The following is an 18593-nucleotide window of genomic DNA, read 5'->3' on the forward strand; positions in this document are numbered from 1 at the left end:
ATCAGGCGGCGGACGCCGCCAGGCGCTTCAACTCGTACAGCCGTTCCAGCGCCTCGCGCGGGGTCAGCGCGTCGGGATCGATGCCGTCAAGCAGCTGCAGTGCAGGCGAGGGCGCGGCGGCAGGCACGGGCGCGGTGGCCGGAACCACCGTCGCCGCCGTGGGTGCGGGCGCTGTCTCGTCCGCAGCGCCGTCGTCTCCGGCGGCGCTGGACTCGGCGCGCGCATCGGTTTCCGGCTCGGCGGGCGCTGGCGCCGCGAACAAGTCGAGCTGCGGCGTGGCGCCCAGCGCCTGCGATTCCAGCCGCGCCAGGTGGCGCCGCGCGGCGCGGATCACGCCCGGCGGCACGCCGGCCAGCTGCGCCACCTGCAAGCCGTAGCTCTGCGAGGCCGGGCCTTCCTGCACCGCGTGCAGGAACACGATGTTGTCCTTGTGCTCGACCGCCGACAGGTGCACGTTGACCGCGCTGGCGTGGGTCTCGGGCAGCTGGGTCAGCTCGAAGTAGTGGGTCGCGAACAAGGTAAAGCTGCGGCTGGTGTCGATCAGGTGGCGCGCGATCGCCCAGGCCAGCGCCAGGCCGTCGAAGGTCGAGGTGCCGCGCCCGACCTCGTCCATCAGCACCAGCGACTGCGCGGTGGCGCCGTTGAGGATGGCGGCCGATTCGGTCATCTCGACCATGAAGGTGGAGCGGCCGTTGGCCAGGTCGTCCGAGGCGCCGATGCGGGTGAAGATGCGGTCGATCGGCCCGATGCTGGCGCTGGCGGCCGGCACGTAGCTGCCGACGTAGGCCAGCAGCGTGATCAGGGCCACCTGGCGCATGAAGGTCGACTTGCCGCCCATGTTCGGCCCGGTGATCAAGAGCAGGCGGCGCTCGTCGGACAGGCGGCAATCGTTGGCGATGAAGCGTTCGATCTGGTTTTCCACCACCGGATGACGGCCCTCGACGATGCTCAGGCAGGGTGCGTCGACCAGCTGCGGTGCGCACCAGTTGTTGCGCAGGGCATGCGCGGCCAGCGCCACCAGCGCATCGGCCTGCGCGATGCCGGAGGCGATGCGCTGCAGGCAGACGATGTGCGGCGCCAGCTCGGCCAGCAGCAGGTCGTACAGCAGCTTTTCGCGCGCCAGCGCGCGGTCCTGCGCCGACAGCGCCTTGTCCTCGAAGGCCTTCAGTTCCGGCGTGATGTAGCGCTCGCAGTTCTTGAGCGTCTGGCGGCGGCGGTAATCGTCCGGCACCTTGTCGGCCTGGCCGTTGGTGACCTCGATATAGAAGCCGTGCACGCGGTTGTACTCGACGCGCAAATTGGCGATGCCGGTACGCGCGCGCTCGCGCGCCTCCAGCTCGACCAGGAACTGGCCGGCGTTCTCGGACAGCGCGCGCAGCTCGTCCAGCTCGGCGTCGAAGCCGCGCGCGAACACGCCGCCGTCGCGCACCATGGCGGCCGGCTCCTCGGCGATGGCGCGCACCAGCAGGGCGACGCATTCCTGCGGCTCGGCGATGGCTTCGTGAAGCTCGCGCAGCAGGGTCGAGTCGCCTGGGATGAAGCAGCGCGCCAGCCCCTCGCGCAGCGCCGGCAATTGCGTCAGGCCGTCGCGCAGGCACGAGAGGTCGCGCGGGCGCGCCGACAGCAGCGCGATGCGGGTGGTGATGCGCTCGATGTCCGGTACCCGCGCCAGCGTGGCGGACAGGTCGCCCGTGGCTTCGCGCTGGATCAGCGCCGCAATCGCCTCATGGCGCGCGCGCGCCACCGACTGGTCGCGGCGCGCATGGTGGATCCAGTGGCGCAGCAGGCGCGACCCCATCGCGGTGCGGCAGCCGTCCAGCAGGGAAAACAGCGTCGGCGATTCGTGCCCGCGGATGGTTTCGGTCAATTCCAGGTTGCGGCGCGTGGCGGCGTCCAGGCCGATGAATTCGCTCTCCGACTCCAGCGCCACGTTCTTGACGTGCTGCAGGCCCTTGCCCTGGGTCGACTGGGCATAGCGCAGCAGCGCGCCGGCCGCGCCGAAGGCGGCGCCCAGGCCATCCACGCCGAAGCCGGACAGCGTCGCCACGCCGAGCTGGTCGAGCAGCGACTTGTGGCCGGCGACCACGTCGAAATGCCATTCCGGCACGCGCTGGGTATGGCCGAACGACGGCTCGTCCGCCATGTCCAGGCTGTCCGCGCGCAGCACCTCGGCCGGCGCGATGCGTTCCAGCTCCTGCACCAGGCGCACGGCGGCCAGGCGAGCATCGCCGGCGAACTCCATCAGCTTCAGCTTGCCGCTGGCCAGCGACAGCCAGGCCAGGCCGGTGGTGACCGTCTTGCGCTGCACGACCGTGCACAGCGCCAGCAGCGGGCGCTCGGCCTTTTCCGGCAGCAGGTCGGCATCGGTCAGCGTGCCCGGCGTGACCACGCGCACCACCTTGCGCTCGACCGGTCCCTTGGCCAGCGCCGGGTCGCCGATCTGCTCGCAGATGGCGCACGATTCGCCCAATTTGACCAGCTTGGCAAGGTACGGGTCGAGCGAGTGGAAGGGCACGCCCGCCATCTTGATCGGATGGCCGCCCGCCGTGCCGCGCGCCGTGAGCGTGATGCCGAGGATGCGCGCCGCCTTTTCGGCGTCCTCGAAGAACAGCTCGTAGAAGTCGCCCATGCGGTAGAACACCAGCATGCTCGGGTAGTCGGCCTTGATGCGCAGGTATTGCTGCATCATCGGGGTGTGCTTTTCGGTCGCGAGGCTTTTGGCCGCGGCGGCATTGATTTCGCGTGGGACGTTCATGGCAAGGTCGTGAAGGGGCCGGGCAGGCGCCGGTCCGGGGGTGCCATTTTACCGCGTTCGACCACGGCGGGGAGAGCGCGGCAGCGGCTTGCGCCGCGCCGCCATCGAAATGCGACGCCTGCCGGGCGGGCGGTGAGGCCGGCCGCTCAGCCGGGCTGGTTCAAGGCCGCAGACGCGGCGTCGTTGCGGCCGATGCGCTGGCTGTGCCGGCGCCATGCCGCCGCCAGCAGCCGGCGCGTCGGCTGTTCGAAACAATAGAACGATGCCACTCCCAAGCCGACAGCCAGGCAGAACGCGGTCGAGGGATCGACCCCGTAGTTCAGCCAGGCCAGGTGGAACGGTTGCTGCCACAGGTACAGCGAGAACGAGCAGGTACCCAGCCAGCGCAGCGCGCGCGTGGACAGGAGCGCGTGCAGCAGGGCGGGCGCGCGGTCCAGGTAATTGACCGTAAAGGCGAGGCAGAGCGGCGCCAGCGTCAGGTGCAGGCCGATGTCCCTGTACGTCGAGAAGCACAGCCAGGCCAGCGGCGCCAGCGCCAGCGGAATCCAGGCCGGCATCCGGTCGAACAGCCGTGGCTGCCAATGGCGCAGGAAACAGACCGTCGCCGAGGCGAGGATGCCCAGCGCCGCCGCCTCGGTGCGGACGTCGCTCGGTGTCGCCCAGGCATGGCGATGGAAGAAGTAGTCATGGCTGACCAATAGCGCGACGAGGGTCGATGCGCCCAGTAGCGCGGCCGTCAGCCAGGCCTTGCCGAGCCGGCGGCTGGCGCAGGCGATCATGGCCAGGAACACGTAGCTGTGTTCCTCGACATTCAGCGACCACAGGTGGCCGACCGGATAATCGGCGTCGAAGATGCTTTTCCAGGGTGGGTAATAGGTCCGTAGAAACGTCAGCGTCGATATCAGTTCGTAGATCGACGGTACGTAGCGAGGCCTCTGGAAGCAGGCCGTGTACACGGTTGCCGACAGCACGAACAGGACGAAGGTCGGTGCGATGCGGATGAAACGGCGCGCGAAAAAGGTGGGCAGGGCGGCCTGGCGGACGAACAGGATCCGGCACATCAGATAGCCGGACAGGGCGAAGAACAGCTGGACGCCGAAGATGCCGATCCACCAGTTCTGGCGGGTGTGATGGAAGTGCGCGAACAGGACGGCCGCGATCGCCAGGCCGCGCCAGCCGTCCAAGTAAGGAATATGCCGTGGAGTCGTTTGCATGATGTTGCCGGTCAATTCAAACCGGCAACATTAGTACGTGCTCACCATCCATCCACCTGATCCATGGGTTAGTAGGCAATGGCCATAGTGAATTGTAGTGATTAAAAATTTGGCAAAACAAAGTAAACCGATAAAATCGGATGCGTAGGCAGCGATCGAAAACTGCGTGATTTATGCATCTGCAAGGTGGATGGCTCGTCGTTCGATGCCAAGATTTTTCGTCCCTGGCGCAAAGTGCATGGCAACAAGGACAAAAAAACAACGTCATGCATGCGCCGGCAAGATGTCGACTCGCGTCTCGTCGGTGTCGCCGGGGCGGGACGGGGTAGCCGCATGCGAACCATCCGGCGCCGGCATGCGGCGCCTGCAGGGCGCCGTCAGCACCCGCATGGCCGTGGCCAGGTCGACCGCATTGGAAGTCCAGCGCCTGCGCCGCCGCCGCCATGCCCCGCGCCCGCAAAGCGTCGTGAATGTTTTCTTCCGTAACGCAGTCGATGCGGCGCTCGATGCGGCGCGCGCCCAGCGCATGCCTGGATGGACCCTGATCGTCGATGTGCAAGTACGTCATACCACCTCCTTGTCGTGTCAGGAAATGGTCGCGTACTTATGTTTTTGGCATTTACTGAATGTCAAGAAAACGGGCGACACGCGGCAATGCTGGAGAACATCCGAACACACGTAACTGCCGTCCACAGGCGGTCGGCGCCTGGCCAGCGACGCCCGCAATGGGGCCGCTACAATGCGCGCTTTCCTTCCCCGTTCACCATGATGTCGTACCAAACCACGCCGATCGCCGCCGCGCCGGACGTCGCCCACCACGAACCGCGCGCGCCGGGCATCGACCTGCTGCGCGCGCTGGCCATCGTCACGGTGATGCTGTACCACCTCGGCAGCCACGGCGTCGCCTTGCCGGCCTGGGTCGAGCACGGCTGGATGGGCGTGGACCTGTTCTTCGTGCTCAGCGGCTACCTGATCGGCTGGCAGGTGCTGCGCACGGTGGCGCAGGGCGGCGCGCCGCGCTGGGGCCGCTTCCTGCTCGACCGTGCGCTGCGCATCCTGCCGGCCTACTACGCGGTGCTGATCCTGTACGTGCTGCTGGGCCAGGGGCGCGAAGGCGGAAACCTGCAGCCGCTGTGGAAATTCGTCACCTTCATGCTCAACCTGGCGCCCGACTGGGAGCACGGCACCGCCTATTCGCACGCGTGGTCGCTGTGCGTCGAGGAGCATTTCTACTGGCTGTTTCCGCTGGCGGTGTGGTTGCTGGCGGGGCGGGCGCGCAAGCGGGCGAGCGGACGCCTGGTCGGCGCCCTGGCGCTCGCCATCGTGGCGGGCGGCATGCTGCTGCGGGGGGCGCTGTGGCAATGGCGGGTGGCGCCGCACCTCGCCGGCGGCGATACCGCCGCCGCCATCGGCGCGTATGTCGTGTCGCTCTACGATCCGACCTATGCGCGCCTGGACGGTTTGCTGCTGGGCGTGATGCTGGCGAGCGTACGCGCTTTCCGGCCGGCGTGGTGGACGCGCCTGCTGCGCCATCCGCGCCGTCTGCTGGCGGCCGGCTTCCTTGTCCTGTTCTGTTGCATGCGCATCGACGCGCTCGGCCCGATCGGCGCCCTGGTCCTGTTTCCGCTGGTGGCGCTCGGCTGCGCCTGCCTGCTGGCCGGCGCGCTCAGCCCGGCGACCCGGATCGGGCGGCGCCAGCTGCCGGGCGTGCGCACGCTGGCGCTGCTGGCCTTCAGCCTGTACCTGACGCACAAGCAGGTATATGCCTGGCTGGACGAATGGCTGCCGCAGGCGTTGCGCGCGGCGCCGCTGGCCGCCTTGCCGGTGTATGCGCTGGTGTCGCTGGCGGCCGCCGCGCTGCTGTACCTGGCGGTCGAACGGCCGGAGCTGCGCCTGCGCGTCAGGATGAGTATCAAGACAAGCGCGCGTGGTTCAGGATCAGCCACGCCACCGTGATCACCACCATGCCGGTGAAGGTGACGCACGACCAGGTGAACCACCAGGCCGACAGCAATCCCGCCTGCAGCACCTTTTCGCACAGCAGGCCGAGGCCGAAGTCGAAGGCGGTGAGGAAGGACCAGCGCCGCAGGTAGACCGGCAGATAACGGCTCATGCGGCGGTTGTGCTGATGCGCGGCGTGGCGCTCGAACAGGTTGCGCGCGGCGCCGACGTCGTGGAACAGCCAGTCGAAGAACAGGAAGCGGTAGAGCAGGCGGCGCAGCGGCATCTCGGGCGCCGGGTCGCCGGTGGGGCGGGATGGTTGGTCCTGGTCGATGGTCATGGTCGCACCGCGTGGTCGTGGACGTCCATGGTAGGGGATCGCAAGGGATCGGCGCGCGCGATGGCGTAGGGTGGACGGCTCCACCCGATGACATGCGTCAACGGAACGCGAATGCCATCCACCCTACGGGCGGGCTCAGGCCTCGGCCACCCGCCCGGCGATGTGCGCCAGCGCTTCGTCGACCTGGTCGATCAGGATCAGCGACAGGTCCCCGGGCTGCAGGCGCGCCAGGGCGCGGTCGATGGCGACGAATTCGCCCTTGATTTCCTCGACGTGGGTCGTGCGCGGGGCGCCGTCCAGGCCCTGGCGCAGCAGTGCCACGACTTCGCCTTCGGCGCGGCCGCGCTGGCACTGGTCTTCGTACAGCAGCACGTCGTCGAAGGCCTTGCCCAGGATGACGGTCTGTTCGCGGATGTCCTGGTCGCGGCGGTCGCCGGCGCCGCTGATCACCACCGAGCGGCGCCGCGCCGGCATGCCCTGCACGGCGTCGACCAGGGCGCTGATGGCGTCCGGGTTGTGGCCGTAGTCGGCGATCACGGTCGCGCCACGATAGTCGAACACGTTGAAGCGGCCGGGCGCGTTGTCGCTCTCGCCCACAAAAGTGCGCAGGCCGGCGCGGACCGTGTCCCAGGCGATGCCGACCGCCCAGGCGGCGGCCACCGAGGCCAGCACGTTCTCGACCTGGAAGCCGACCACACCGCCGCGCGTGATCGGCACGTCCGCGAAATCGATGCGTTCCTCGAACTTGCCCTGCGCCGCCACCAGCTGCCCTTTTTCGGCGTAGACGATGCGGCGGCCCTGGGCGCGGTGCTGCTGCATCAGCGGCAGCGAGGCATCCTGGGCAAAGTAGGTGACGTCGCCGCGGGTGTTGTCGGCCATCGCCGCCACCACCGGATCGGCCGCGTTCAGCACCGCCATGCCGCCGTCGGCGACGTTCTGCACGATCACGCGTTTCAGTACCGCCAGGTCTTCCAGCGTGGTGATGTAGTTCAGGCCGAGGTGGTCGCCGGCGCCGATGTTGGTCACCACCGCCACCTGGCAGCGGTCGAAGGCCAGGCCTTCGCGCAGCAGGCCGCCGCGCGCGGTCTCGAACACGGCGGCGTCGACGTCCGGGTGCATCAGCACGCTGCGCGCGCTGCGCGGGCCGCTGCAGTCGCCGCTGTCGATGCGCCGGTGGCCGATGTACACGCCGTCGGTGTTGGTCATGCCGGTGCGCAGGCCGGAGGCGGCCAGCAGGTGCGCGATCAGGCGCACCGTGGTGGTCTTGCCGTTGGTGCCGGTGACGGCCACCACCGGGATGCGGCCGTCGTCGCCGGGCGCGTACAGCGTGTCCATGATGGCTTCGCCGACCGCACGGCCCTTGCCGAACGAGGGCGAGATGTGCATGCGCAGGCCGGGCGCGGCGTTCACCTCGACGATGCCGCCATGCTGTTCCTCGATCGGTTTCAGCACGCTGTCGCACACCAGGTCGACGCCGCAGATGTCCAGGCCGACCATGTGCGCCGCCGCCACCGCGCGCGCCGCCACTTCCGGGTGCACGTCGTCGGTGACGTCGGTGGCCGAGCCGCCGGTGGACAGGTTGGCGTTGTTGCGCAGCGTGACGCGCTGGCCTTTCGGCGGCACCGATTCGGCGTCGTAGCCCTGCTTGGCCAGGCTGGCCAGGGCGATGTCGTCGAAGCGGATCTTGGTCAGCGAGGTCGCGTGGCCGCTGCCCCGGCGCGGGTCGAGGTTGACGGTGTCGACCAGCTGGCGCACGCTGTGCACGCCGTCGCCGACCACGTGCGGCGGATCGCGGCGGGCGGCGGCCACCAGCTTGTTGCCGATCACCAGCAGGCGGTAGTCGTGGCCGGGCAGGTATTTTTCGACCATGATGTCGTCGCGGAATTCGGAGGCGGCATGGAAGCCGCCCGCCAGCTGCTCGTAGGTGGTGACGTTGACGGTCACGCCCTTGCCCTGGTTGCCGTCCTTCGGCTTGATCACCACCGGCAGGCCGATCTCCTGTGCCGCGGCCCAGGCATCGTCGGGGTCGGTCACCACGCGGCCCAGCGGCACCGGCACGCCGGCGGCGTCCAGCAGCTTCTTGGTCAATTCCTTGTCCTGGGCGATCGATTCGGCGATGGCGCCGGTGGCGTCGATCTCGGCGGCCTGGATGCGGCGCTGGCGGCTACCCCAGCCGAACTGCACCAGGCTGCCCTCGGTCAGGCGGCGGAACGGGATGTTGCGCGCCACCGCGGCGTGCACGATCGAGCCGGTGGACGGGCCCAGGCGCACGTCCTCGTCCAGGTCGCGCAGGCGCGCCAGCGCGCCTTCCAGGTCGAACGGCTGGTCGTTGCGGGCGGCGCTGCACAGCTGCTCGGCCAGTTCCAGCGCCAGCCGGCCCACGTCTTCCTCGCTGTACTCGACCACCACCTGGTAGATGCCGCGCTCCAGCGTGGCGGTGCTGCGGCTGAAGGTGACCGGGCAGCCGGCCTGCGCCTGCAGGGCGAGGGCCGCCACCGCCAGCACCTGCGCCAGCGGGATGGTGTCGTCGTGGCCGGTCGGCTGCAGCGGCCAGATTTCCGGGAATAGCGCGCCCAGGCGCGCCTCGAAGCCGGGCAGCGCGCCGATCGATTCTTCTTCCGGGGTGCAGGCGACGATCGCCTCCACCGAGGTGTGGTGGCTCCAGAGGTTGGGGCCGCGCAGGGCCCGTACGCGAGATACTTCCATAAACCTTCGATCCTTAGTGTGGTCCGGCGCCGCGTCCGCGGACGCGCCGTGCGCCATGTCGGCCCGCTCCCGGCGGGCCCGTACTGATGATGGGTTAAGCGTGGGCGTGGGCCTTGGCGCCCACCGGCGCGCCGAAGGTGCGCAAGCCGGCGCAGATCAGGTCGTGCGGCACGTCCAGCGCCCAGGCGGCAGCCGCCGCGGCCAGCGCCGCCAGCGGCTGGTCGGCCACCTGCGCGCTCACCTTGTCCAGCGCCAGCAGCGTCGATTCGGCGGCGCCCTGGGCCAGCACGATGCGGCGCTGGCGCAAAAAGGCCACGCGGTGGCCGGCGTCGCGCCGCGCGCGCAGCGTGGCGTCCGTTTCGTCGGCGGCGTAGAACAGCACCTCGCCGTCGCTGAACCCGGCCAGCTCGACCACGTCCGGATCGGCCGCGTTGAGGACCGCGGCGCCGTCGGACAGCACCACGTCGACCTGGCTGCGCACCACGTTGGCCAGCGCGTCCCGGTCGCGGATGTACAGGTGCTCCACGTCGGCAATGCTGCCCATGTCGGTGACGATGCCGACCCGGCAGCGGTCGTAGGGCAGGCCGGATTCCAGGATGGTGCGCGCGTTCGATTCGAACACGGCGGCCTGCACGGTGCGGTTGATCAGCAGGCGCTGGCCGGCCTCGAAGCGGGTGCCGTCGCGCGCGTCGACCTGGCGCCGGTCGAGGAACAGGCCCTCGCGGTTGGCCACGCCGACATGCTTGCCGGCCAGGTGCAGCACGCTGCCGACCAGGCGCGCGGCCAGCGCCGCGTCCGTGGTGCCGGTCACGCCCACCAGCGGGATGCGGCCGCTCTCGCCGTCGGCGAACAGGTGCTCGACGATGGCCGCGCCGACCGGGCGCGCCTCGCCGCTGGCCGGCTTGATGTGGGCCAGCAGGCCCGGGCTGGCGTTGACTTCGATGATGGCGCCGCGCTGGTCAAGCAGCGGACGGCCGATGTCCTCGCACACCAGGTCGATGCCGGCGATGTCCAGGCCGACGATGCGCGCCGCCAGCGCCGCCATGTAGGCCACGTCCGGGTGCACCAGGTCGGTGACGTCGTCGGCGACGTTGCCGTTCAGCTGGATCAGCACCTTCTGGCCGGCCGCCGGGATGGACTGCGGCGTCATGCCCTGGCGCTTCAGTTGCAGCTGGTTTTCCTCGCTTTCGGCCGGCAGCACCGGGCTCAATGGAAATTCCTCGGCCTCACCGCGGCGCGGGTCGACGTTGATCTGGCTGTCGCACAGCTGCACGATGGTGGAAATCCCGTCGCCGCTGACCCACAGCGATTCGCCGCGCGCCGCCGCCACCACCTTCTGGCCGACCACCAGCAGGCGGTGCTCGCTGCCGGGCACGAAGCGCTCGACCAGCACCGCGCTCGATTCGCCTTCCTCGGACGCGATGGCATAGGCGGCATGCACGTCGGCTTCCGTCATCAGGTTGAGCGAGACGCCGCGGCCGTGGTTGGCGTCGACCGGCTTGACCACCACCGGCAGGCCGATGTCCTGCGCTTCGTCCCAGGCGGCGGCGGCGCTACGCACCAGGCTGCCTTCCGGCACCGGCACGCCGCACGAGGCCAGCAGGCTCTTGGTCAGGTCCTTGTCGCTGGCGATGCTCTCGGCGATGGCACTGGTGCGGTCGGTCTCGGCGGTCCAGATGCGGCGCTGGGCGGCGCCGTGGCCGAGCTGCACCAGGTTGCCGTCGGTCAGGCGGATCGCCGGGATGCGGCGCTCGGTGGCGGCATCGACGATGCTGTTGGTGGACGGGCCGAGGCAGAAGCGGTCGACCAGTTCGGTCAGTTCGAACACGGTAGCGGGCAGGTCGAACGCGGTGTCGTTGATGGCGGCCATCAAGAGGGCGTGGCCGGCCTTGAGGGCGGCGCGTCCGACCACCTCGTCGCGGGTGCGGAAGGCCATCTTGTAGATGCCGTCGTCGGCCGTGGAGCGGGTCTTGCCGAAGCCGGTCTTCATGCCGGCCAGGTTCTGCAGCTCCAGCACCACGTGTTCCAGGATATGGCCGCACCAGGTGCCGTCGCGCAGGCGCTCCAGGAAGCCGCCGCGTTCGCCGACGCCGCAGCGGTGCTCGACCAGGCCGGGCAGCCAGCCGGTCAGGCGTTCATACAGGCCGGCCAGGGTGTTCGAGGGGCATTCTTCGAGTTCGCCGAGGTCGAGCCATGCTTCGATGACAGGGCGGTAGGTCCAGATGTTCGGCCCACGCAGGTGGGTTACGCGAAGAATGTCGATGTCTTTCTTGTTCGTCATGAAAATATCTTGGTGCGCGGCGCGACCTCTCTCCCACCGTGCAGCGTTGCCTATTGTGTGTGCCGGCCACATCGTTTTTCTATGGCGCACATGTTGTATACTTGCCGAAACGAAGCTTAACGCCCCGACTCGAATTCTGCCAGTCTTGCCGCCATGCGACAGGATACCGTAATTACCCGGCCGCTTCGACGCCGCGCTTGTCAACCGCAGCGCCTCCCGCGACGTTCCATCGTACAAGACTTGCGTGCCGAGGCGCGCCAGGTAATCCGAATCCCGTCGCAGATGCCGCGACACCGACTGCCCGATCATGCTCATCATGCACACCTCGCCCGCCAAGGGCGGCACCAAATGACCACTCAACAACTCGTTCCCTCCGTGCCGCTGGCGGTCGCCGCCAGTTTCCTGCCCGAGCAGTGGCAGGCCGACGTCGAGAAAAAGCTTGCGCCAGGGGAAAACGTTTTGACCAGCGTCGAGGTTGACCTCGATGCGAAATTACGTTTCACGAAGGGCATCCTGGTGGTGACCAGCCGTCGCCTGCTGGCGCGCGCGCCCGGCGAAACAGCCTGGCGCGACTGGCCGTACCGCGCCGGCCTGGCGCTGCGCCACCACGACCACGCCGGCGTCGGCCACCTGGAACTGGTCGATGCCGACGGCCTGCTGGGCGCCTGGCGCTTCACGCTCGGCCAGAATCTGCAGGCGATCCGCGTGGTCGACGCCTTTACGGACCAGGTCGAGAGCCACGTCTCCGGCCGCGCCGCCGGCGCGCCCGAGCAGCACGCCTGCCCGAGCTGCAAGGCGCCGCTGGACGCCGACCAGGAAGAGTGCGTCATCTGCACCAAGGTGCTGCACACGCCGCCGTCTACCTGGACCCTGCTGCGCCTGTGGCGCTTCGCCCGGCCGTACAAGGGGCAGCTGCTGCTGGGCTTCCTGCTGATGCTGGCCAGCACCGGCGCGCACCTGATCCCGCCGTACCTGACCATGCCGCTGATGGACAATGTCCTGATCCCGTACCAGAACGGCCACCAGATCGACAATTCCCTGGTCTACAAGTACATGGGCGGGCTGTTCGCCTCGGCCATCCTGGCCTGGGCGCTGGGCTGGGGCCGCACCTACGTGCTGGCGCTGGTGTCGGAACGGATGGGTGCGGACATGCGCTCGGAAACCTACGAACATTTGCTGCGCCTGTCGCTGGAATTTTTCGGCGGCAAGCGCACCGGCGACCTGATGAGCCGCATCGGCAGCGGCTCGGACCGCATCTGCGTGTTCCTGTCGCTGCACCTGCTGGACTTCCTGTCCGACGTGCTCATGATCATCATGACCGGCGCCATCCTGTTTTCGATCAATGCCAAGCTGGCCCTGATCACGCTGGTGCCGCTGCCCTTCATCGCCTGGATGATCCACGTGGTGCGCGACCGGCTGCGCACCGGCTTCGAGAAGATCGACCGCGTCTGGGGCGAGGTCACCAACGTGCTGGCCGACACCATCCCCGGCATCCGCGTGGTGAAAGCCTTCGCCCAGGAACAGCGCGAGGCGGCGCGCTTCCGCGAAGCCAACAAGCACAACCTGGCCGTCAACGACAAGCTGAACAGGGTGTGGTCGCTGTTCTCGCCGACGGTGTCGCTGCTGACCGAACTGGGCCTGCTCATCATCTGGTGCTTCGGCATCTGGCAGGTCAGCCACAGCGAGATCACGGTGGGCGTGCTGTCCGCCTTCATCGCCTACAGCGGCCGCTTCTATGTGCGCCTCGACTCCATGAGCCGCATCGTCTCGGTGACGCAGAAGTCGGCCTCGGCCGCCAAGCGCATCTTCGACATCCTCGACCACGTGTCGAGCGTGCCGGACCCGGTCAATCCGGCCAGGATCGACAAGGTCGAGGGCAGCATCGAGCTGCGCGAAGTCGGTTTCCGCTACGGCAACCGGGCGGTCAACCGCGGCATCTCGCTGAAGATCCGGGCCGGCGAGATGGTCGGCCTGGTCGGCCATTCCGGTTCCGGCAAGAGCACGCTGGTCAACCTGATCTGCCGCTTCTACGACGTGGCCGAGGGCGCCATCCTGCTGGACGGGCGCGACATCCGCTCGTTCGCGGTGGCCGACTACCGCCGCCACATCGGCCTGGTGCTGCAGGAACCCTTCCTGTTCTTCGGCACCATCGCCGAGAACATCGCCTACGGCAAGCCGGACGCCACCCGCGAGCAGATCATCGCCGCGGCGCGCGCCGCCCACGCCCACGAATTCATCCTGCGCCTGCCACAGGGCTACGATTCGATGGTGGGCGAGCGCGGCCAGGGCCTGTCCGGCGGCGAGCGCCAGCGCATCTCGATCGCGCGCGCACTGCTGATCGACCCGCCGATCCTGATCCTGGACGAGGCGACCTCGTCGGTGGACTCGGAGACCGAAAAGGAAATCCAGAAGGCACTCGACAACCTGGTGCAGGGTCGCACCACCATCGCCATCGCGCACCGCCTGTCGACGCTGCACCGCGCCGACCGCCTGGTGGTGCTGGACCGCGGCGTGGTGGTGGAAGAGGGCAGCCACGACGAACTGATGGCGCGCGAGGGCGCCTACCACCGCCTGTACGAGGCGCAGGCGAGGAACGTGGACCAGGACCCGGACGACGGCAATGCGTGAGGATACAACGATGACGATGTTTCAACCGGTCGTGCAGGCCGCCTTCCAATTGCGCCGCGACGCCTTCGGCAAGCTGGTGCTGACCAATGCCGAGGGCGAGGAATTCGTCGGCGTGACGCCGGTGCGCGCCTTTCCCGTGCAGGCGCCCACGCGCGGCATCTCGCTGGTACGCGACGGCGGCAAGGAAGTCGCCTGGATCGAGGACATGGCGGCGATCCCGTCGGAGGTCGCCCTGCTGGTGGCCGAGGAATTGGAGGGGCGCGAGTTCATGCCCGAGATCCGCTCGATCAGGAGCGTCTCCAGCTTCGCCACGCCGTGTACCTGGAGCGTGCAGACCGATCGCGGCGATACCGAGTTCGTGCTCAAGGGGGAAGAGGATATCCGCCGGCTGGGCGCGTTTTCCCTCTTGATCGCGGACAGCCACGGCATCCACTTCCTGATCCGCGACATGTTCGCGGTCGACAAGGGGAGCCGCAAGATCCTCGACCGGTTCCTTTAAAAATTTTTTTAATAGCGTTAAATTTTAATTTATTAATTGCCAAGACCCGCCTGGTTATACACGCGTTTTCTAAATAATTCAGGAGATTTTTCTCGCCAATCCTTGAGCGCCTGAATAGGCGTTTTATGGCCGAGCGCTCGTTGCGGAATGCTGTGGTTGTAAATCTTGACGTAATTGCGCAGCGTCGATTCTAGTTCGGCAGCTGAACTGAAACGGGTCTGGTTGACGATGTCGCTGATGCGGCCATTGAAACGCTCGACCATACCGTTGGTCTGCGGATGACGAGGCGGAATGAGACGATGCTCGATGTCAAATTGCTTGCATAGCCGGTCGAACACGTGCGTGCCACTGGGTTCCTTTTTCTTGCCGCCAGAGGTAAAGCGATCAGTGAACTGGCTGCCGTTGTCGGTCAATAGTTTGATGATCTTGACGGGGCACGCCTGTTGCACTTTCGCCAGGAAATCAACGCTGCTGCTGTCGGTCTGGTCGGCATACAGGTTGATGTAGACCCAGCGCGTGGCGCGGTCAATGGCGACGAACAAGTAGCGCCGCGATGTTTCGTCGGGCATCTGAGGCAGGTACTTGATATCAATATGTACGAAGCCTGGCTCGTAATCTTTGAAAGACTTTTTTGTGACCGGCGCAGCGCTTTCCTGCTCGACCAGGTCGCGCAGGTCGGAGACCCCATGCCGGCGCAGGCAGCGTCCCAAACCGGCTCGGGAGACGGCAGGATTGATGAATTCACGCGTGATCGTCAGCAGGTCGTCGGTCGGTAGCAGCAGCGTCTTGCGCAGCTCTACTACGATGAGTTCCTGTTCGGGCGATAGCGTGGTGTACATCTTGACCGGAGCATGAGACTTGTCTTCCGGTGAATCGCGGTTTTGCCACTTCCGGATGGTCTGGCGGGTGACGTTGTACAGCCTGGCCAGCTCGGCTTGCGATAGCGTCGAGTTCCTGATTTCCTCGCGGATCAGATGGGTAGTGCGGGCTTGGCTGTGCAGTGCTTGGGTCATTGAATTGCCGGTGAGAGATCAGATTGAAACAGTGTACGCAAAACGTTCCTGGCCTTGAAGAGTGGCCAGCTACGAATCGGTATATGATGCCACGAGTCTAGACAATTAATTAAAGAAGATTTTTTTGCAAAGTATAGTACTGCATTTTAAAGAAAAATTTTAAATAAGATTTTTATATTAAATAATTATAGCTCATCATCATTTAAAGATTCTGGCTCTTTGTGCCAGCGTTGAATGACGTCGTTGAAGTTAATGTTTTTCCAGTCTTTACTCCATTCTGCAAAAGTTTTGATTGTGGCAGACTTTGGTTCGGGATTTGGTGGGGGCAGTTGCACTAGACTTGGCATTAGAGTAGCGTCACCTACGACATATGCTTCTCCTTGCCCCAGTACTGGCAATAGTTCCAAAATTTGACTTGAACTATCAGGGAGTAAGCCCCTTATGTAGCTTTGATCAAATTTATTGGTAAGACGTAATGTGACAAAATTACTACATTGCGAAAAGATAGTATCTGACACTTCTGACGGACGCTGACTCACTACCATGAGACTTAGTCCATATTTTCGTCCTTCCTTTGCAATCCGTTCTATAGATTTTTTTGATGAGTTGTAATCGGCGCTGCTGTTTTGAGGGATGTAATTATGAGCTTCTTCGCAAACAAGCATTAGTGGAATATCATTTGTTCGATTTTGTGCGTGACATATTTTTGAATAATGAAAAGCGAAATCGAATATCAGACGTGATATCAAACTGATAGTGATGCTAAGGACTTCGAACGGAACTCCACTAAGATCTATTACAGTGACATTGGATTTGTCAATGTAACCTATAAACTGTTGGAGAATTTTTTCAAAATCGTCAGTTTTAAAAGATAAGTCATTATCTTTTTTAGGATCAAGTAGGAAGTTTAGACGTTTATCTGCGAGTCTTGTTTCTAATCTTGATACAAATCGGTCAAATTCTCCATTGAATCCGCCTTCTTTAGAAACTTTGGCATTTAAAGACTTGTTGGATCCATTTCCTGAGGAGGCTTCAAAAGCTATCGGGTGCCATAAATTTTCTTCCGATATTTCAATGTCCTTTAAATCGATCGAGGCAAAATATGTCTTGGAATTTTTTTCATAAGAAGTGAAGTTGTTTTTGTTTTTTATATAGTTATATACTTCTTTGATTGAGAAATATGCGGGTGTGTCGTAATTTATTTTTTGAAGTTTAGGATTATATTTTTCTTTATTTGCAATTACGGCTTTTTTAAATTGTGATATTTGATTGTGTGAATTTTGTTCACCTGTTTCAATAAAAATTGTTTCCAATTCTTCGGCATTCATAAGCCAGTAAGGAATTTTTAATTTATCAACATCTAGAAGATTTAAATTAAATTTTTCCTCGTCAGCAATTTTGAATGCAGCAGCATATTCTGCATGTATGTCAAATATTATTACATGAGAGTTTTTTTGGGCATTTGCATGAGAATTTTTAGCATTTGAAATTCCCATCGCGTTTTGAAGCAGGCTTGCAACAGTACACGATTTTCCCGCTCCAGTTGACCCTACTACTCCGACATGTTTCCCAAAAAATTTATTCCCATCAATAAATATAGGGACTAGAGAATTTCCCGCCAGATGACCAATTTTAAAATCTAGTGAAGATGTTTTTGAAAAAACCGCTTTTATATCTTCTTTGTTAAATATAAAAACGGGTTCTGTTGGAACCGGAAGTACGGGAGTTCCTCGTGTAAAAGAAGTGTTTGCTCCGTTATATAGCAGAGCTCCTAAAGGAGTAGCTTCAAGTGTAAAGCGCCAATGTAATTTTTCGTCTTTATCTGAAACTTGTGCGCTATTTATATTATTGATGGTTGCTACCGCATAATTGTGATTCCCATCTGCTATTTTTAGGAATTTCCCAATCTGGAGTTCATTTTTATTTTTTTCTAAAATTTCTAGTCCATCAATTTCTATAATAATCTTTGCTGGTGCGCTTGCTACAACGTAACCAATCTTATTCATAATCTTCTCTCAAGTGAAATAGATAGCTAAGTTCTTTTATTGTAGATACATCGAAATGATGAAGGCTAACGTCAACAGTGTCCACATGGCTTGGTAACTTTTCATTGACGCAAAAAAGGTCATCACTCTTTCTATAGTTCAATGGGCATTTTTTTGGCTGCACAGTGCATAATCTTAAGTCGAACTCACGCTCGCTAATTTTTCCATTGGAACTTTTGGAGAGTGGCTCTTTGAATAATTCTGACATTTCAAATGTGTCTCCTATGATACCAGTTTCTACCCGTATTCCTTTTTTGAAAAGTCTATACTGGATAATCTTAACGGTATCTAAGTCACAATCTAGAGCTATCAAAGGAGTTTTTATGTGTGTAGGCTTGCTATGATATTTTGCAATAAATTCGCTAGCGAATATAACAAACTGGGATTCAAAATCCAGAATTGTAGATGGTATGAAGTAGAAAAACCTTTCGCGTGAATTTTGGCCTAAATTTTTAAGCAATTGTTTTCTTGCTGCGGCAAGTATTTTGTCCCTCGTTTTTGAGGCCAGTGCCCATTTTGAAATTAAAGTTAAATTTATTTTGGAAAGGTATTCAATTAACGCACTCTTTGTTATCCTTCGGTCTTGCACTTTTTTTAGGCTTGATAGCTTTGCGATATGAGCAATTGAGTTGGGATAAAGAAGAGAATCTACATCAGAATTTTTTATCTCAAATTTTGATAGCGCCAATTTTGCTTGCTCTTCAAGTTCATCTATAGATGGACCAAAGTCTAAATTTACTGCATTTAAAAATGAGGATTTGTTAAAGATTGGATTTATGCGATTTACGATCTTTTTTAACTTTACATCTTTTGTTGCTAAAGCATTATCCAATGTAGTTGTCGACACAGGGCGCTGACCGTACGTCTCGCCAGGAACATGAAGGAAAATTTTATAAGCAATATTTTTGTTTGAGGCATGGGAAAAAGCTTCAGCCATTTGTAGAAGTGGCTTGAAAATCAAACTTTCGTTGAAACTATCAGCCGATTCATGATACTTACACTGTATTGCAAGAAAATTATTTGAAGAAAGCTTTACATCAATATCCTCAATTAAACCTTCTACCGTTACTTCTGAATTTAAATCGGAAGTCGCAATAGTAACTATTGTTTTATTAAATTGATAAAGAAATCCCTTAATTGTACTATCCGCAGTTCTGCTCATTTTTATCCT

12 protein-coding genes are annotated in these 18593 nt (G+C 62.0%); 4 read left to right on the top strand and 8 right to left on the bottom strand.

Annotation, left to right across the window (positions count from 1 at the left end; genetic code table 11):
* Position 1: 1 nt before the first annotated feature.
* Entirely contained in the window at positions 2-2755 is a 2754-nt protein-coding gene (gene mutS / locus HH212_RS14515; protein ID WP_229217284.1) for a DNA mismatch repair protein MutS, read from the bottom strand.
* Between the two features lie 146 nt (positions 2756-2901).
* Complete coding sequence (locus HH212_RS14520) at positions 2902-3969, bottom strand: acyltransferase family protein (RefSeq protein ID WP_170203125.1); 1068 nt, start codon at positions 3967-3969, stop codon at positions 2902-2904.
* Positions 3970-4324: 355 nt separating this feature from the next.
* Here HH212_RS14520 and HH212_RS14525 point away from each other — a divergent pair, with 355 nt between their 5' ends.
* Both HH212_RS14525 and HH212_RS14530 read left to right on the top strand, forming a co-directional pair.
* Complete coding sequence (locus HH212_RS14525) at positions 4325-4651, top strand: hypothetical protein (protein WP_170203126.1); 327 nt, start codon at positions 4325-4327, stop codon at positions 4649-4651.
* A gap of 83 nt (positions 4652-4734) precedes the next feature.
* A complete protein-coding gene (locus HH212_RS14530; RefSeq protein WP_170203127.1) occupies positions 4735-5925 on the top strand; it encodes an acyltransferase family protein in 1191 nt (396 codons plus the stop codon).
* On the opposite strand, the gene HH212_RS14535 is transcribed toward HH212_RS14530, so the two are convergent.
* The 3 genes from HH212_RS14535 to HH212_RS14545 all read right to left on the bottom strand — a co-directional run bounded on the left by HH212_RS14535 (position 5882) and on the right by HH212_RS14545 (position 11237).
* Positions 5882-6250: a hypothetical protein gene (locus HH212_RS14535; protein ID WP_170203128.1), complete on the bottom strand. Its 369-nt coding sequence runs from the start codon at positions 6248-6250 to the stop codon at positions 5882-5884. The two genes, HH212_RS14530 and HH212_RS14535, sit on opposite strands and share 44 nt — an antisense overlap.
* 135 nt (positions 6251-6385) lie before the next feature.
* Complete coding sequence (gene cphA / locus HH212_RS14540; protein ID WP_170203129.1) at positions 6386-8956, bottom strand: cyanophycin synthetase; 2571 nt, start codon at positions 8954-8956, stop codon at positions 6386-6388.
* Between the two features lie 94 nt (positions 8957-9050).
* Complete coding sequence (locus HH212_RS14545) at positions 9051-11237, bottom strand: cyanophycin synthetase (RefSeq protein WP_170203130.1); 2187 nt, start codon at positions 11235-11237, stop codon at positions 9051-9053.
* 348 nt (positions 11238-11585) lie between these two features.
* Here HH212_RS14545 and HH212_RS14550 point away from each other — a divergent pair, with 348 nt between their 5' ends.
* Complete coding sequence (locus HH212_RS14550) at positions 11586-13865, top strand: cyanophycin metabolism-associated ABC transporter (RefSeq protein ID WP_170203131.1); 2280 nt, start codon at positions 11586-11588, stop codon at positions 13863-13865.
* Positions 13866-13875: 10 nt separating this feature from the next.
* Complete coding sequence (locus HH212_RS14555) at positions 13876-14364, top strand: cyanophycin metabolism-associated DUF1854 family protein (protein WP_370663876.1); 489 nt, start codon at positions 13876-13878, stop codon at positions 14362-14364.
* A 32-nt stretch (positions 14365-14396) separates the two neighbouring features.
* On the opposite strand, the gene HH212_RS14560 is transcribed toward HH212_RS14555, so the two are convergent.
* The 3 genes from HH212_RS14560 to HH212_RS14570 all read right to left on the bottom strand — a co-directional run bounded on the left by HH212_RS14560 (position 14397) and on the right by HH212_RS14570 (position 18584).
* Complete coding sequence (locus HH212_RS14560) at positions 14397-15377, bottom strand: IS481 family transposase (RefSeq protein ID WP_170203132.1); 981 nt, start codon at positions 15375-15377, stop codon at positions 14397-14399.
* A 185-nt stretch (positions 15378-15562) separates the two neighbouring features.
* Positions 15563-17383: an ATP-binding protein gene (locus HH212_RS14565; protein WP_229217285.1), complete on the bottom strand. Its 1821-nt coding sequence runs from the start codon at positions 17381-17383 to the stop codon at positions 15563-15565.
* Positions 17376-18584 (bottom strand): hypothetical protein, encoded by a 1209-nt coding sequence (locus tag HH212_RS14570; protein WP_170203133.1) that lies wholly within the window; start codon positions 18582-18584, stop codon positions 17376-17378. The genes HH212_RS14565 and HH212_RS14570 overlap by 8 nt, the downstream gene beginning before the upstream one ends.
* Between the last annotated feature and the right edge of the window lie 9 nt (positions 18585-18593).

Origin of the sequence: Massilia forsythiae (assembly GCF_012849555.1) — a bacterium.
Taxonomy (GTDB): domain Bacteria; phylum Pseudomonadota; class Gammaproteobacteria; order Burkholderiales; family Burkholderiaceae_D; genus Telluria; species Telluria forsythiae.